At 71.9% G+C, this 16060-nt stretch carries 11 protein-coding genes; 2 read left to right on the top strand and 9 right to left on the bottom strand.

Translation table 11 applies throughout. From position 1 onward, the window contains the following. Nucleotides 1-45: 45 nt before the first annotated feature. The 3 genes from STRAU_RS25195 to STRAU_RS25185 form a co-directional block, all read right to left on the bottom strand. Nucleotides 46-1896, bottom strand: coding sequence for a thiamine pyrophosphate-requiring protein (locus STRAU_RS25195; RefSeq protein WP_016643218.1), 1851 nt, complete (start codon nt 1894-1896; stop codon nt 46-48). Between the two features lie 81 nt (nt 1897-1977). Next, entirely contained in the window at nt 1978-5034 is a 3057-nt protein-coding gene (locus STRAU_RS25190; protein WP_037661782.1) for an FAD-binding and (Fe-S)-binding domain-containing protein, read from the bottom strand. Nucleotides 5035-5163: 129 nt separating this feature from the next. Next, complete coding sequence (locus tag STRAU_RS25185) at nt 5164-6054, bottom strand: SDR family oxidoreductase (protein WP_037661779.1); 891 nt, start codon at nt 6052-6054, stop codon at nt 5164-5166. 314 nt (nt 6055-6368) lie between these two features. Here STRAU_RS25185 and STRAU_RS25180 point away from each other — a divergent pair, with 314 nt between their 5' ends. Together STRAU_RS25180 and STRAU_RS25175 are read left to right on the top strand one after the other, a co-directional pair. Continuing rightward, nucleotides 6369-6695, top strand: a complete 327-nt coding sequence (locus STRAU_RS25180) for a hypothetical protein (protein WP_016643213.1) — start codon at nt 6369-6371, stop codon at nt 6693-6695. A 121-nt stretch (nt 6696-6816) separates the two neighbouring features. After that, on the top strand, nt 6817-7377 hold the full coding sequence (locus tag STRAU_RS25175) for a hemerythrin domain-containing protein (protein WP_016643212.1): 561 nt from the start codon (nt 6817-6819) through the stop codon (nt 7375-7377). Nucleotides 7378-7474: 97 nt separating this feature from the next. Here the strand turns inward: STRAU_RS25175 and STRAU_RS25170 are convergent, their stop codons facing one another. From STRAU_RS25170 to STRAU_RS25145, 6 genes are all read right to left on the bottom strand, one after another. Then, complete coding sequence (locus STRAU_RS25170) at nt 7475-8596, bottom strand: amidinotransferase (RefSeq protein WP_037661777.1); 1122 nt, start codon at nt 8594-8596, stop codon at nt 7475-7477. A 313-nt stretch (nt 8597-8909) separates the two neighbouring features. Further along, nucleotides 8910-9920, bottom strand: a complete 1011-nt coding sequence (gene ligD / locus STRAU_RS25165) for a non-homologous end-joining DNA ligase (RefSeq protein WP_016643210.1) — start codon at nt 9918-9920, stop codon at nt 8910-8912. Beyond that, a complete protein-coding gene (locus STRAU_RS25160) occupies nt 9917-10591 on the bottom strand; it encodes a DNA polymerase ligase N-terminal domain-containing protein (protein WP_016643209.1) in 675 nt (224 codons plus the stop codon). Before STRAU_RS25160 ends, ligD begins: the two co-directional genes overlap by 4 nt. A 147-nt stretch (nt 10592-10738) precedes the next feature. Continuing rightward, nucleotides 10739-11863 carry a CBS domain-containing protein gene (locus STRAU_RS25155; protein ID WP_016643208.1) on the bottom strand — a complete coding sequence of 375 codons (1125 nt, stop codon included), beginning with the start codon at nt 11861-11863 and terminating at the stop codon, nt 10739-10741. 223 nt (nt 11864-12086) lie between these two features. Further along, nucleotides 12087-14324 (bottom strand): MMPL family transporter, encoded by a 2238-nt coding sequence (locus STRAU_RS25150; RefSeq protein ID WP_016643205.1) that lies wholly within the window; start codon nt 14322-14324, stop codon nt 12087-12089. Between the two features lie 297 nt (nt 14325-14621). Beyond that, a partial coding sequence (locus STRAU_RS25145) for a PucR family transcriptional regulator (RefSeq protein ID WP_052029238.1) occupies nt 14622-16060 on the bottom strand: 1439 nt, incomplete at its 5' end.

The raw sequence follows: 16060 nt of genomic DNA, 5'->3' as shown, positions 1-16060 counted from the left end.
CGCTTCCGGGCACTTCTGGGACGCCGGCCACGAGCGGGCGCGCTGTCACCTCTCCTCTCCGGCGCCCGGCCGGTCTTCGCGGTGGCGGCGCCCCGGCAGCAGGTCCTGGACCTTGGCCTTGAAGCCCTGGCGGACCATGGCGGCGCGGTCGCTGTCGCCCTTGAGGACGGAGGCCGCGGCCGCCTCGATCTGGTCGAGGGACGCGTGCGGCGGGATGGGCGGCACGGCCGGGTCGGTGCGGAAGTCCAGGACGAACGGCCGGTCGGCGGTCAGCGCCGCCTGCCAGGCGCCTTGCACGGCCTCCGGTTTCTCCACCCGCATGCCGTCCAGACCCAGCGAGCGGGCGAACTCGGCATAGGCGACGTCGGGAAGCTCCTGCGAGGGCAGGAACTGCGGGGCGCCGGACATGGCGCGCATCTCCCACGTGACCTGGTTCAGGTCCTGGTTGTTGAACACGGCCACCACCAGGCGCGGATCGGCCCACTGCTTCCAGTACTTGGCGATCGTGATCAGTTCGGCGAGGCCGTTCATCTGCATGGCCCCGTCGCCCACGAGCGCGATCGCCGGACGGTCACCGTGCGCGAACTTGGCGCCGATCACATAGGGCACGCCCGGCCCCATGGTGGCGAGCGTCCCGGACAGCGAGCCGCGCATCGCGCCGCGCAGCCGCAGATGGCGGGCGTACCAGTTGGCGGCCGACCCGGAGTCCGCGGCCAGGATCACGTTCTCGGGAAGCAGATCGTTCAGCGCGTGGGCGACGTACTCGGGATTGATCGGATCGGCGTCCACCGTCGCGCGCCGCTGCATGACCTCCCACCAGCGGGCGGTGTTCTTCTCGATCTGTTTGCGCCAGGAGCGGTCCTTGGCGTCCTTGGAGTCGTCGGCCTCCTTGACCGGCCGCAGGTGCGGCAGCAGGCGGCGCAGCGTCTCGCGGGCGTCGCCGACCAGGTTGACCTCGAACGGGTAGCGCAGCCCGACCATGTGCGGATCGATGTCGATCTGCACGGCGCGCGCCTGTCCGAACTCGGGCAGGAACTGGGTGTAGGGGAAGCTCGACCCGATCACCAGCAGGGTGTCGCAGTCCCGCATCATCTCGTACGACGGCCGGGTGCCTAGGAGGCCGATCGAACCGGTGACGTACGGCAGGTCGTCGTCCAGGGCGTCCTTGCCGAGCAGCGCCTTGGCCACGCCGGCGCCCAACCGCTCGGCCACGTCCATGACTTCCTGGCGGGCCCCGCGGGCGCCCTGTCCGATGAGGATCGCGACCTTCTCGCCCTCGTTCAGCACCTCGGCGGCCCGCTCGACGTCCGGGTCGGACGGCACCGGCGCGTACTGGGCCATCCCCAGGCTGGACGGCACCATCTTGAACGCGTGCTCGGGTGCGGAGTAGTCGAGTTCCTGTACGTCCGCGGGGATGATGACGGCCGTCACCGAACGCCGGGCGATGGCGGTGCGCATGGCGCGGTCGAGCACGTTCGGCAGTTGCTCGGGGACCGTGACCATCTCGCAGAAGTCCGAGGCGACGTCCTTGTAGAGACTCAGCAGGTCGACCTCCTGCTGATAGGAGCCGCCCATCGCGCTGCGGTTGGTCTGTCCCACGATCGCGACGACGGGCACGTGGTCGAGCTTGGCGTCGTACAGGCCGTTGAGCAGATGGATGGCGCCCGGCCCCGAAGTGGCCGCGCAGACGCCGACCTTGCCGGAGAACTTGGCGTAGCCGACCGCCTCGAAGGCGGACATCTCCTCATGGCGGGACTGGATGAACTGCGGCTTGTTGTCGGCCCGGCCCCAGGCGGCGAGCAGTCCGTTGATGCCGTCGCCGGGGTAGGCGAAGACATGCTCGACCTCCCAGGCGCGCAGACGCTCCAGGATGTGGTCGGAGACCTTCATCGACATGGTGCTGACCTTTCCGGTGGGTGCGCAGAGCGTGTTGTTGTCGGGGGTTGCGTACGGCTGGTTGTCGGGGGTCGTCGGGGGTTACGTACGACGGTGAAGGCGCCGCAGGGCGCCGCGGCCGGCCGCGGCGGTGACCGCGCCCGTCAGGACGGCGGCTCCCGCGGTGGTCGCCCAACGGCCCGCGAGTGAGGGCTCGGGCGGTCGCTGGGCGTGGTGTTCGGGGTGGTCACCGGGTGGGTGCCCGTCGAGGCCGAGGGCCAGTGCCTCGGCCAGGTGCAGTCCCCGGCGGCCGGTGTCGCCCTGTTCGATCTGGAGGCGGCAGCTGAAGCCGTCGGCGAGCAGCAGGCTGTCGGCGGCGGCCGCGCGGACGGCGGGCAGCACGCCCTGTTCCGCGACGGCCATGGACACCTCGTGATGCCCCCGCTCGAAGCCGAAGTTGCCGGCCAGACCGCAGCAGCCCTCGTCCAGGAACACGGCGTCGAGACCGGCGCGGCGCATCAGTTCGCGGTCGGCGTCGTCCTTCATGACCGCGTGCTGATGGCAGTGCGTCTGTACGGTTGCCCGCCCGGCCGGCGCGGACGGCCGCCAGTCGTCGGGAGCGTGGTGCACGAGTTGCTCCGCGAAGGTGCGGAACTGTCCGGCCAGGCGTCGCACGTCGTGGTCCGTCGGCAGCAGTTCGGGGGCGTCGGCGCGGAACACCGCGGTGCAGGACGGTTCGAGACCGATGACGGGGGTGCCCGCTTCGAGGTACGGCCGCAGGACGCGCAGAGTGCGGCGCAGGACCTTCTTGGCGAGGGCCAACTGGCCCGTGGAGATCCACGTCAGGCCGCAGCAGACGGTGTCGCCGGGGACGGCGACGCGGAAGCCTGCGTCTTCCAGGACGCGAACGGCCGAGATCGCGATCGCCGGGTGGAAGTAGGTCGTGAAGGTGTCGGGCCACAGCACGACGGTGCGTGGATCGCTCGGGTCGGGCGCGTCCGCCGCACGGGCCCGCCACCACCGCAGGAACGACTCCGGCGCGAACACCGGGGCCCGGCGGGCGCTGTCGACACCGGCGAGGCGCTTGCCGACGCGGGCCGCCCCCGGCGCCTGGAGCACACTGTTGACCAGCCCGGGGGCGACCCGCGACAGCCGCGCCCACACCGGCAGCCACCCCAGCGAGTAGTGGGCCGCGGGCCGGACGCGGCGCGCGTAGTGGTGGGCGAGGAACTCGGCCTTGTACGTCGCCATGTCGACGCCCGTGGGGCAGTCCGACTTGCAGCCCTTGCACGCCAGGCACAGATCGAGCGCGTCGCGGACCTCGGTCGAACGCCAGCCGTCGGTGACGGCGGAGTCCGCGTGGCCGCCCAGCATCTCGAAAAGCAGCCGGGCCCGCCCCCGCGTGGAATGCTCCTCTTCCTTCGTGGCCCGGTAGGACGGGCACATCACGCCGCCCGCGTGGCTGCGGCAGTTGCCGATGCCGACGCAGCGCATCACGGCCCGGGTGAAGGAGTGCTCGTCGTCCGGATAGCCGAAGTGCGTCGTGACGGTGGCCGGCCGCCAGGCGGGCCCCAGGCGCAACTGCCCGTCGACCGGGCGCGGGTGGACCACCTTGCCGGGGTTCATCCGGTGGTCCGGGTCGAAGAGGGCCTTGAGCTCGGCGAAGGCGGTCACGAGCCGCTCGCCGTACATGCGGGTCAGCAGCTCGCCCCGGGCCTGGCCGTCCCCGTGCTCCCCGGACAGCGACCCGCCGTAGGCGGTGACGAGGTCGGCGGCGCGCTCCAGGAAGCGCCGGAAGTCGGCCACGCCGTCGGCGCTCGTCAGCTCGAACGGGATCCGGGTGTGCACACAGCCCTGACCGAAGTGCCCGTACAGCGAGGGATGGTCGTAACCGAAGTCGTCGAACAGCTTCTTCAGGTCACGCAGATAGTCTCCGAGGCGCTCGGGCGGCACGGCCGAGTCCTCCCAGCCCTCCCAGGTCTCCCGGCCGTCCGGGGGCCGCGCGGTCACGCCGAGACCGGCCTCGCGGGCCTTGAGCATCCTGTGCTCGCGCTCGGGGTCGTCGGAGAAGGCGACGGTGGCGTCCTTCTCGTCGCGGCCCACCGCGCGCAGCAGCGCCAGCGCCTGCTCGTCGACGGCGTCCTGACTGTCGCCGCTGAACTGCAGCATCAGCCAGCAGTCGCCATCAGGAAGAGCGTCCAAAGACGTGAGATAGGCGCCTTCCTCACGCATGAGCTGCGCCATCCGGTCGTCCAGGGCCTCCAGCAAGGTGGGCGCACAGTGCTCCAGCAGGCGGGGCACGTCGTCGGCGGCGGCGCAGATGTCGTCGTATCCGAGGACCAGCAGCGACTGGCAGGGCGGCACGGGCACCAGCTCCAGCTCCGCGTGCAGCACGGTCACCAGCGTGCCCTCGCTGCCCACCAGGGCCTTGGCCACATCGAAGCCGTTCTCCGGAAGGAGCGAGTCCAGGTTGTAGCCGGAGACCCGGCGCGGGATCTTCGGGTAGCCCGTGCGGATGTCCGCCAGATACTCGCCGACGATGCGCTCCAGGCCCTCATGGATCTCCGCCCGGCGACCGCCTTGCGCGACGATCCGCGCGCGCTCCTCCTTGGACGCCGGCCCCACCCACATGCGGGCCCCGTCGGCGGTGAGGATCTCCAGGCGGCGTACGTTGTCCACGGTCTTGCCGTACGCCTGCGCGGACGCCCCGCACGAGTTGTTGCCGATCATGCCGCCGAGCGCGCAGTGGCTGTGCGTGGAGGGTTTGGGACCGAACTGCAGCCGGTGCCCGGACAGTTGCCGGTTCAGCTCGTCCAGGACGATCCCGGGCTCCACCACACACGTACGCGCGTCCGGATCGACCGACACCAGGGCGTGGCAGTACTTGGTCCAGTCGATGACCACGGCGGCGTTGGTCGCCTGCCCGGCCAGGCTCGTACCCCCGCCGCGGGACAGCACCGGGGCGCCGAATCGCGCGCACACCTCCACCGCTCGGGCGCCCGCCGCCACGGTGCGGGGGACGACGACGCCGAGGGGGACCTGGCGGTAGTTGGAACCGTCGGTGGCGTACGTGCCCCTGCTGCCCGCGTCGAAGCGGACCTCCCCGTCCACCGCGGCACGCAGCGCTGTCGTCAGGCCGGCCGTGTCCACCTCGGCCATCCGGGTCACTCCCTCCAGATCGAACGCAGGCCGGTCGTACGGGTCGCACGGGTCGTACGGGTACGGGCCTCGGGCCGGGCGGGTACCCCCTCTCGCCGTACGCAAGGGCGCCTCCTCCGGAGTGTTCGGTCAGGGCAGCGGGGTGCCGCCGGTGGCGTTGACGATCTCGCCGGTGATGTAGCTCGCACGGGAGGAGGCGAGGAAGACGTAGGCGGGCGCCATCTCGGCGGGCTGGGCCGGGCGGCCGAGCGGGGACTGCTTCCCGAACTCCTTGGTGTCCGGCAGCGTGGCGGGGATCAGCGGTGTCCAGACGGGGCCGGGAGCGACCGCGTTGACGCGGATGCCGTCCTTGGCGAGCATCTGCGCGAGCCCGTGGGTGAACGTGACGATCGCGCCCTTGGTCGTGGCGTAGTCCAGCAGGTGCGGGCTGGGCTGGTAGCCCTGGACGGATGTCGTGTTGATGATGCTGCCGCCCGCGGGGATGTGGGGGAGGGCCATCTTGCAGAGCCAGAACATGCCGTACAGGTTCGTCCGCACCACCCGGTCGAACTGTTCGGTGGTGATGGCGGCGATGCCCTCGGGCTGGGACATCTGGTAGGCGGCGTTGTTGATGAGGACGTCGATCCGGCCGAACTCCGCCACGGCGCGGTCGACGAGACTCCGGCACGCGTCCTCCGTACGGATGTCGCACTCGACGGGGACGGCCTTCCGGCCCGCGCCCTCGACCAGGTCGGCCGTGCGGCGGGCCTCGTCGCGTTCTTCGGGCAGGTGGGTGAAGAGCACGTCCGCGCCCTCGCGGGCGTAGGCGAGGGCGACGGCCCGGCCGATCCCGGAGTCCCCGCCGGTGATCAGGGCCTTGCGGTCGGTCAGTGCCCCCGAGCCCCGGTAGGAGTCCTCGCCGTGATCCGGGGGCGGGTCCATCGGCCCGGTCCACCCCGGGGGTTCCTGGTCCTGCTGGGGAAACTCGGGCCGGGGGTGCTTGTCGGCGGGGTTGGGGGGTGCCGTGTCGTCTTGCGGCATCTGTGCCTGCCCTCCATGGTGTCGGCGCCGTCCCGGGGCGGGTGACGCGGTGGTGTGTCCGGCTGACCGCGGACCTCGGCAGAGCAGGTTCCCCGCCACCCCCGACAGGCAAACGTGTCCAAAGCACCACGCAGCGGGTCACCCGCCGAAGCCTTGCCGCCATCCGGCCCTCCCGCGTCGCGGCCCGCGGGCCGCGGAGGTCGAATGGGACCGGGTGCTCCGGCAGGCAGCGTGGATGGGGTCCGCGGGCCCGGGGTACCCGCCGCCGAGAGGCATCCCCGGGGCGGCCCGGGAGCTGGTGAAAGGGAAAGACCATGCCGCGAGGTTCGAGCTCCAAGCGGGAGCGTCAGTACGAGCACATCAAGGAGAGCGCCCAGAAGCGGGGCGAGTCCACAGGACGCGCGAAGGAGATCGCGGCCCGCACGGTGAACAAGGAGCGGGCGCGTTCCGGCGAGTCGAAGACGGGCAGCAGGACGTCGACCCAGGACTCGAAGTCCGCGTCCCAGCGGGGCGGTCAGCGCTCCCACAGCGGATCCGATGGCCCGACGAAGGACCAGCTGTACGCGGAGGCCAAGAAGCGCAACATCGACGGCCGCTCCCAGATGAACAAACAGCAGCTCGCCCGGGCACTGGGCCGCTGAACGCCCCCGCCCCGGACCCCGGCCGCCCGCACCTGCGTGCGTGTCGCAGAGCTACGAGGGCACCCGTCCGGAACCGTGGGCCGGCCCCGGCCCACGCCCCGACAGGGAAAGGGGCCCTCTGATGGGACACGGCGGAAACGTGATCACAGAGCTCACCACCGACCACCGCGAAGTCGAAGAGCTGTTCGCGAAGATAGAGTCCCAGCCGGTCGGTGACGAGCAGCGCCGGAAGCTGGCGGACGAGCTGACCATAGAGCTGGTACGCCACTCCGTCGCCGAAGAGGTACATCTGTACCCGGCGGTGCGCGAGAACGTCCCGGACGGGAACGCGATCGCGGACAAGGAGATCGCCGACCACGCGAGGGTGGAGCAGCTCCTCAAGAACCTGGAAGGGCTCGGCGCGAAGGAGCCGGACTTCGACCATCTGGTGGCCAAGCTGAAGCTCGACGTGAACGAGCACGTGCGGGACGAGGAGAACCGGCTGTTCCCCCTGATCGCCGTGGCGTGTACGCCGGAGGCACTGGACGAACTGGGCGACAAGGTCCGCACCGCGAAGAAGACGGCACCCACGCGTCCGCACCCTTCCGCGCCCTCCTCGCCGCCCGGCAACAAGCTGCTGGGACCGGGGCTGGGTCTGGTCGACCGGGCCCGCGACCTGCTGAGCGGCCGCGGCAGGAGCTGAGCCCGGCCCGGCGCGGTCCGGCGTGCGAGTCCCCGAGGCCGGGGACTCGCCCCGTCCCCCTCACGCTCACGCGAACCCACTCGCCATACGACTCGCTTCAGTCGACATACGATTCGAGCGTGCCGCGACGCCGGATGTCGAGCGTCGCGCAGTGGAACGAGCCGCCGAACGGCGCGTAGTGCAGCAGGTCGCACGGAATGGGCTCGAACCCCCATGCCTCCAGCGCACGCAGCATGTCGGTGTGGTGCCGCTCCGCGATCACCCGCTTTTCGTCGACCATGAGCACATTCATGCTGAGCCACTTGCCGCACAGCGACGTGAGCTTGAGCAGGCGCTCGTCGATCGGGTTGGGCTGGGGAGCGATCAGGACGTCCCACGAGCGCAGGCAGTCCGGCAGGCGGTCGACGTCGATGTACTCCGGATTGACCATCACCTTGCCGGGCGCGAGCACGAGGAACGTCGTGTCGATGTGCATGGGCGTGCGGCAACGGCTCTCGATCTCGTGGATGCGATAACCGGGCCCGAGATGGCGCCGCAGCCAGTCGATGCCCATCAGATTGGTGACATTGCTGCGCAGGGCGAACAGATCCCGCCCCGCGCGCACGAAATCCGCGGCGTCGAAGACCGGTTCGAACTCGGTGAGGATGTAGCGCATGGGCTCGCCCGCGTCGGGGACGCTGAAATTCTTCTCGAACAGCGCGTCGGTGAGCTGGGGTTTCGGCGCCGCCGTCCAGCGCGCTCCGCGCCGGAAGTAGTCCTTGAGGAGCGGGCGGTAGGAGTGGGTCTCGAAATACCGGCAGGGCCACGCCATCGGCGTCTCGATGATCTCGTCGCCGATCACGAGCATGCTGTCGCGCGGGCAGGTATTGCAGAATCCGCGTGACGACCAGTCGGGAGTCTTGAAACGCCGGCTGTGGTCGACCGCCTCCGGGCGTCTGACCGTGACGCCCAGGGATTGCAGCAGGGCGATGAACTGCTCGAGCTCGTGCTGCGCCGGTTCAATCATCCGCTGCGGATACGCCATGCCGGCGGCAAGCCCCTGCAACCGCGCCGCCCATCGCGGAATGTTGCAGGTCACGACGGGGTGGTTGGAGGGGATCGTGGCGCCCTCGAGGCGTCCGACGACGATCTCCTCCAGCGGGTCCCACTCGTTGTGGGAATTGACCGGGGACACGAGGGGTTCCGCGGCAGCCGCGGTCGTGGGCGAGGGCAGCGACATCACGTTCCTTCGCAGAGGTCTGGGTTCACCGTGGCCGAGCGCTCGGCGGTGCGCGCCGGGACACGGCCCACGGCCGGGCCGCTCGTCCCGCGCGTCAGCGCCGTATCAGGGAGCAGGGACAAGCTGATGAGCGTCAAGGAGGGACGGCCCGGAGCGCACAGGCCGCCCCCGTGACGAGGGAGAGGTGCCCGGAGTGGCTTATCGGGGACCGGAGTTCGCTTCAGTCGGGCGCGAGCCCACGCAGGTTCGAATCCTGCCCTCTCCGCGACAACGCGTCTGCGCGACGGGACGGCCGGGCCGGGTGTTCTCTCCGTCATGGCTTTCCCCGCTCCCGGACGACGTCGGTCGGCTTCTTGTCCTCCCGAAGCCCCTGATAGCGGGGATGGCGCAGCATGCCGTCGCGAGTCCACTCCGTGAAGGCGATCTGTGCCACGAGCCGTGGCCGCACCCAGTGGGCGGTCCGCTCCGCGACCCGGCCCTCGAACGGCGAGCCGGCGACTTGGAGTCCGTCGAGTTCCTCTCGCAGGACGAGCAGGGCACGCCGGTCGAAGCCGGTGCCGACCTTGCCCGCGTAGCGCAGCCGCCCCTCCTCGTAGTAGCCGAGGAGCAGCGCGCCGACACCCACCCGGGAGCCCGTGGGCTCCGTGAAGCCGCCCACCACGAACTCCTGGCCCTGGGCGCACTTCAGCTTGAGCCAGTCGCCCGAGCGGCGCGCCTGGTAGGTGCTGTCGGCCCGTTTGGCGATGAGCCCTTCCCAGCCGCGCCGGCACGCGTCGGCCAGCAGTTCGGGCCCGCCCTCGTTGCGGTGGGAGCTGAATCTCAAGGGCGCGGTGAAGGTGATCGCGCGTCGCAGCAGGGACTTGCGGGTGCGCAGCGGCAGCCGCCGCACGTCCACGCCGTCCAGGCGCAGCAGGTCGAAGACGTAATAGGTCACCGCGACGTTGCTCGCCGCGACATCGGCACGCCGGGTGAGCCCCATGCGCTGCTGGAGTCGCGCGAAGTCCGTCCGGCCGTGCGAGTAGGCGACGATCTCGCCGTCGACGGTGAAGTCCGCGCAGTCCTGCGCGGCGAGCGCGTCGACGATCTCCGGGTACGTGGCGTCGAGCCGCCGTCCGGAACGGGACCGGAGCGTCACCGTGCCGTTCTCGCGCACCGCGAGCACCCGGATGCCGTCCAGCTTCCGCTCGAAGAGCCAGCCCTGGGGAAAGTCGCGCCGCTCACTGAGCGTCGCCAGCATCGGGGAGGCCGCCAGTTCGACGCCCGGCGCCGCCTCGCGGGTGCGGCCGTCCAGTGCGGGCGGCAGCGTGTCCAGCAGGCCGGTCATCTCCGTTCCCCGTCGTCCGGCTCCCACACCGGCGCGTCCGGCGCCTGGGCGACCTGGCGCAGTGTGCGGCCGCTGCGGGCGGAGCGGGCCCGCCGCGGATCGGGCGTACCGCCGCCCGCCGAGCCGTGCCCGGTCCGTACGAGCAGCCACGTCGGCTTACCGGCGGATCCGCCGCTCTTCTCCTCACGGCCGTGGAACCGGGTGAGCGCGTACTGGCCGCGCAGCTTCTCGCCGCGCAGGACGAACGTGGCGTGACCGTTCTCCAGCGCCTGCCCGAACGGCACCGGCCGGTTCCGCTTGTCATGGCTGGTGGGCCGGTAGGTGCCGCGGTCCCAGACGATGACGGTGCCGCCGCCGTACTCGCCCTGAGGGATCACTCCCTCGAAGTCCCTGTACTCCAGGGGATGGTCCTCGGTGGGAAGGGCGAGTCGCTTGTCGTGGGGATCGGTGGAGGGCCCCTTCGGGACCGACCACGACTTCAGCACGCCGTCGACCTCGAGGCGGAAGTCGAAGTGCATCGTGCTGGCGTCGTGGATCTGCACCACGAACGTGGGCTCGTCGTCCCCGGCCGACCCGGCCTCGTCCGGCACCGGGCGCTCGCCGCTGGGCTCGCTCGTCCGGTCGAAACGCCGTTTCCCGCGATAGGTCCGCAGCCCGTCCTTGTCACTCACGGCAGCTCCCTTCCGTCGGGCTCACTGGCCGGTTCGAGCCGGGTACCCGTGATCGTCACCGGCACACGACCTCAGTCCAACGGATTACCCGCGGTAACACTCTGGGTGAGGGTGAGGCCGAGTGCGTGACCGACCGGGGTGGCGCGGTCAGTGACGGGCGAGACGCCCGGCCACCGCACGGCCCACGTCCCACGGCGTGACGACGCCGACGACGCGGCCGCCTTCGACGACGAGCGCCCGGTGGGCCGGGCACGTGTCGAGCCGCGGCAGCAGGCCGCCGAGCGGGTCGTCCGGGGCCGCGGTGGGAACGCGGTCCAGGGGCAGGGACACCTCGGCCAGGGTCGTCGACGTACGCGCCGGGACCGCCACCCGTTGGAGCGAGGGCATCGAGATCAGGCCGAGCGGCGTCCCGTCGTCGTCGACGACCGGCAGGGCCGAGTGCCGGAAGGCGGAGTGCGGACCGTTCAGGAACTCGGACACACTGAGGGCCGCGGGAGCGGTCACCGGATCCGCGCTCATCGCCTGCCGTACGGGAATGTCGTGCGGCGCCTCCGAGGACCACGCCGGTGTGCCGCCGACCGTCGCCGCCGTCACCAGAAACGTTCCCAGCAGCGTCAGCCACAGCCCACCCAGGTCGGCGGCGAACACCACTCGGGCCAGGCCGAGCAGCACCAGCGGCCACCCCACGTGACGCCCGACCGCGGCGGTCACCGCCGTGGCGCGGGACCGGTCCTTCGTACGCCACCACGCCACGGCGTGCAGCAGCCGAGCGCCGTCGAGCGGCACGCCCGGCAAGGCGTGGCCCACGGCCAGCAGCGCGTTGACCGCCGCCCACCACGTCACGGTCTCCACGGCAAGGCCCGAAGCGCCCACCGCGCTGAGCAGACTCGCGAGGACCACCGACCCCAGTGCGAGACCCAGGCTGACCAAGGGGCCCGCACCCGCGATCCGCAGTTCGGCGCCCGGACTCGCGGCCGTGTCCGGGGGACGGGCGGCCCCGCCGAACGGCCACAGCACGATCGAGTCGGCAGCCACACCATGGCGTCGGGCCACCACCGCACGGGCGCCGTCCCGCGCCGCCAGCGAGGCGCAGCACACCACCGCTGCCGCGAGGCCCGCCGCCCAGTAGTGCCACGTCGGCCGGCCGGGCTGCGCGGCGGGAAGGCGGGCCTCGGCCAGCGCCGAGGCGACCAGCACGAAGGCGACCGGCACGGTCCAGTGGACGGCGACCCGGATTCCGGCCGGACGCCCGAGAGCGAAGGTCTTCGTCATGGGTGGTGCCTCCTCGCGGTCGGCCTCAGGACCGTGTCGCCGCCGGTGTCCTCTGCGCCTCGGGACGGCTCGCGTGCGACGACCCGACACGGGTGACCCACGTGGTTCCCGTCAAACGCGGGCCGCCCCGCCGTCGGGAGCGGCCGGCTGCCCGCCCGGCACACACCCGTGCCCGCCTCCGCCACGGCGGAAGCGGGCACGGGCCCGGGGGCGGTCACGGGGGTCAGACGCCCGCCGAGTCCTTCTCGGGCGGGTTCACCGTCACGAGCTCCGGCGCGGACGCGGGCGCCGGGCCGCTCTCGCTCAGGCCGAACCGGTTGTGGAACTTGCGCAGCGGCCCGGGCGCGTACCAGGCCGAGCGGCCGAGCAGACGCATCGCGGCCGGGACGAGGACACCGCGTACGGCGATGGCGTCGATGAGGATGGCGAGACCGCTGCCCAGGCCGAACAGCTGCAGGAAGCTGATCTTGGCCGTGCCGAAGGCGAAGAAGCTGACCGCGAGCAGGACGGCCGCCGCGCTGACGATGCGTCCGGTGTGCCCGAGGCCGTTGGCCACCGCGGACTCGTTGTCCTCGCCCAGCTCGTGGAGTTCCTTGATCCGGCTGGTGACGAAGACCTCGTAGTCCATGGAGAGTCCGAAGGCCACGCAGAACATCAGCACGGTCATCGACGTCTCCATCGGCTGCGCGGTGAAGCCCAGCAGGCCGGAGAGGTTGCCGTCCTGGAAGATCCAGGTCATGACGCCGAGCGTCGCTCCCAGGCTGATCAGGTTGAGGACCAGCGCACGCAGCGGCTGCACGACGCTGCCCGTGAACAGGAAGAGCAGCACGAAGGTGGTGACGGCGATCAGGCCGATGGCGAGCGGGAGCCTGCCGCCGATGGAGTCGTTGGAGTCGACCAGTTCGGCGTCGGCCCCGCCCACCAGCGGGTCCGCCCCGGAGGGCGGCGCGGCCGACCTGACCTGCTCGACCAGGTCCTTGGCCTCCTCGGACTTCGGTGTCAGCTTGCTCACCACGTTGAGCTGCTGGCCGTCGGGGCGGCCGAGCACCGTGTTGCCGGGTCCTGTCGCCTTGGACTGCCCGTCGGCGAAGACCCCCGCGCTGGTCTCGACGCGGGCGACGCCCTCCAGCTCGGAGAGCTCGGTCGCGTACGACGCCAACGGGGCCTTGGCCACGGGCTTGTCGATGACGACGTGGAGGGCCGCGGCGTCGTTGCCGTTGAAGTTGTCCCGCAGCGCCGCCGAGACCTGGCGGCTCTCGGCGCCCTCGGGCAGCACGCGTTCGTCCGCCGTGCCGAAGGTGATGCCGAGCAGCGGGCTCGCCGCGAGCAGCAGGACCGCGAGCACGGGCAGCGCGGTCAGCGCGGGCCGCCGCATGACGGTACGGGCGAGCCGTCCCCACCCGGACGACCGGGATCCGGAGCGCTCCGGCTTCGACCACGGCATCCGCCCGCTGTTGACCCGGTGCCCCAGGACCTTGAGCAGGGCCGGCATCACGAACAGGGTGGCGAGGGCCGCGATGAGGACGACGCCGACCCCGGAATACCCGAACGAGCGGAGGAAGTACTGCGGGAACACCATGAGCGCCGCGAGCGCGGCGGCCACGGTCGCGGCGGAGAACGCGACCGTACGGCCCGCGGTGCTCATCGTCTTGCGGACGGCGTCCTCCACGCTCGCCCCCGACGCGAGCTGCTCCCGGAACCGGCTGATCATCAGCAGGGCGTAGTCGACGCCGAGTCCGAGGCCCAGCGCCGTGGTGAGGTTGATCGCGAAGATGGAGACGTCGGTGACACTGCCGACGACGAAGAGCTGCGCGAACACACCCACGATGGCGATGAGCGCGATGGCCAGCGGCAGCAGCGCGGATACCACCGTGCCGAAGACGACCAGGAGCAGGAGGAGGATCAGCGGCACGGCGATGGTCTCGGCCAGGATGAGGTCTTCCGTGGTCTGCGGCCCCATCTCGTAGCTCACGCCGGTGCTGCCACCGGCCTTGACCGTGAGCGTGTCCTTGTACGTTCCGGCGAAGTCGTCGATGACGGCCTTGGCGTTCTCCTGCAGCTCCGCGTCGCGGCCCTTCACCCGGGCGAGCACGATGGCCTCGCGGCCGTCCTCGGAGCGGAGGTCGGGGCTGTTCGTGTCCCAGTACGAGACCACGTTGTCGAGGTCGGACTCCGTCTTGAGGTCGGACACCAGCGCCTTGCCGTTCCGCTTGGCGTCCGGGGCGTCGACGCGGCCCTCGGGAGCACGGACCAGCAGGACCAGGTTCGTCTCTCCGCCGAACTTCTCGTCGATGACGTCCCTGGCCCGGGAGGACTGGGAGGCCGGGTCGTCGAATCCGCCTCCCAGCAGCTTCCCGAAGGCCCCGGCGCCCAGGGCGCCCATGAGAACCACCACCACGGCGGCGACGATGAGGACCAGCCGGGACCGGCGAATCGCCAGCTCGGCTATGCGTTCGAACACGCACTCTCTCCTTCGGGTCTTGCGGTGAAAGGACATGCAGCGGCCGGAGTGACAGGAGGGCGGGAAAGGTGCGCTCTGGTACCGACGCCGGAACGACGACGCGGGCCGGGCCCGGAACGCGGTGTCGCGCTCCTCGTCGCCGTTGCCGAAGCTAGCGAGACGCAGCGTGATTTGGCAGTGTGAGATTTTCTTGACGCCCGGCTCGCTCCGGCCGCCGTCCATGCGGAACCGGCCGGGGCGCAGGCGGGGGTTCAAAGACAGGCTCTAGGGGCGCAGGCGGGGGTTCAAAGACAGGCTCTAAGGGCGTGGCCCTCGATAGGTCCTGCCGCCGCGGCGTGGCAGCGCCGTCGGTACGTCGTCGGGGGTCGCGACGGTTTCCACGGCCAGGCGCAGCTCCGTCCTGGTCGTCGCCGACGACAGGTCCAGGGCCAGGAGGCGGCCGCACTCGGCGAGCCAGGTCGTGAGGGTCGTCCGGTGCAGGCCCAGCGCGGCGGCGGCGGGAGCGGTGCGGCCCCGGTGCGCGAGCCAGCACCGCAGGGTGATGCGCAAGCGGGTGTCGAGCGGTCCGAGCAGCGCGGACGCCCAGCGGTGGGCCTGCTCGGGGGTGAGCAGGGCGGTGGGCAGCGGCTGGTGGGGGCTTACTCGAGCGGGCCGGGCGGCCGACGGGGGAGGGCCCGTCGTCACGGCGGCGGCCGGGGCCCGCAGGGCGAGGAGCAGTTGGGCCTGCGCCGTGGGGTCGTCGAGATCGGCGTCGAGCAGCGTTCTGATGGCGCGCAGCCGTGTGCGTACGGTGCCCTCCGCCACGTCCAGTGCGTGCGCGGCGGCCAGCGCCGAGCCCGAGCGGAGCCATGCCTCCAGGGTGCGGCGCTGCTCGCGGTCCAGGGGCTGGAGGACGGCCGCCGCCCACGCGGCGAGCCGGTCCGCCGGTACGACGCGCGGCAGCCCGTGCGCGCCCAGGCCGGTCGCGGAGGTCAGGCAGCCGACGGCGGCGCCGTTGCGTGCCGTGCCGGCCTCGGCCCAGGCGGTGGCGAACATGTCCAGCGGCGCGGGATCCGCGGCCCCGCCCGCCAGTTGATGCCGGTCGGCGACGCGCGCGACGAGGGAGAGCACCGAGTGCTGGTCGTCATGGGCGCCGTGGAGGGCCACGACCACCAACTCCGCCCCGTCCAGGCAGAGCAGCACCCGCGTGCCGCCGAGGGACACGCCGGGCTGCGCCGCCCGCCACAATGCCTGGTAGGCGGTGTGCGCGGCGCGCCCGGGGAGCCGGTGCACCGTGGCGTGCGTGGCCGCGCCGCCGCCCAGCACATCGGCGGCCAAGTGGTGGTGGCCGTGCAGCAGCAGGCGCAGCACGGCGGAGTGCAGCCGTTGCTCGGCGTCGCGCACCTCGTCCGCCCGCCGGGACCGCACCCGCAGCAGGTCGGCGGTGGCCCGCGCGACGAGGCCCGCCTGGGCGGCGGGCGTTCGGCGCGGGCCGAGGACGAGGACGCTGCCGGCGGCGTCGTTCACCTGATGGATGGTCAGGTGCGGGTGGGCCCCCGGGTGCGCGGCGGCCCGCTCGCCCTCGGGTCCGGCCGCGTGCGGGGTGCTGTGGACGGCGCCGGTCACCGGGTCGACCAGGACGGCCCAGCCGTCGGTGAGTTCGGCCGCTTCGGCGATCAGCGCGGCGCCGGAGTGCGCGGCCGCCCGCGTGAGCCGTCGCAGCGCCGCGCCGGACAGATCCGGCGCGGCGGAGGCGG

Origin of the sequence: Streptomyces aurantiacus JA 4570 (assembly GCF_000414115.1) — a bacterium.
GTDB classification, from domain to species: Bacteria; Actinomycetota; Actinomycetes; order Streptomycetales; family Streptomycetaceae; genus Streptomyces; species Streptomyces aurantiacus_A.
The sequence above is the reverse complement of the archived record's forward strand: the minus strand, read 5'-3'. Positions and strand labels throughout refer to the sequence as shown.

Coding starts and splice junctions, on each gene's coding strand:
- STRAU_RS25195 (WP_016643218.1), bottom strand. CDS start 1,896: ATGTCGATGAAGGTCTCCGACCACATCCTGGAGCGTCTGCGCGCCTGG.
- STRAU_RS25190 (WP_037661782.1), bottom strand. CDS start 5,034: ATGGCCGAGGTGGACACGGCCGGCCTGACGACAGCGCTGCGTGCCGCG.
- STRAU_RS25185 (WP_037661779.1), bottom strand. CDS start 6,054: ATGCCGCAAGACGACACGGCACCCCCCAACCCCGCCGACAAGCACCCC.
- STRAU_RS25180 (WP_016643213.1), top strand. CDS start 6,369: ATGCCGCGAGGTTCGAGCTCCAAGCGGGAGCGTCAGTACGAGCACATC.
- STRAU_RS25175 (WP_016643212.1), top strand. CDS start 6,817: ATGGGACACGGCGGAAACGTGATCACAGAGCTCACCACCGACCACCGC.
- STRAU_RS25170 (WP_037661777.1), bottom strand. CDS start 8,596: ATGTCGCTGCCCTCGCCCACGACCGCGGCTGCCGCGGAACCCCTCGTG.
- ligD (WP_016643210.1), bottom strand. CDS start 9,920: ATGACCGGCCTGCTGGACACGCTGCCGCCCGCACTGGACGGCCGCACC.
- STRAU_RS25155 (WP_016643208.1), bottom strand. CDS start 11,863: ATGACGAAGACCTTCGCTCTCGGGCGTCCGGCCGGAATCCGGGTCGCC.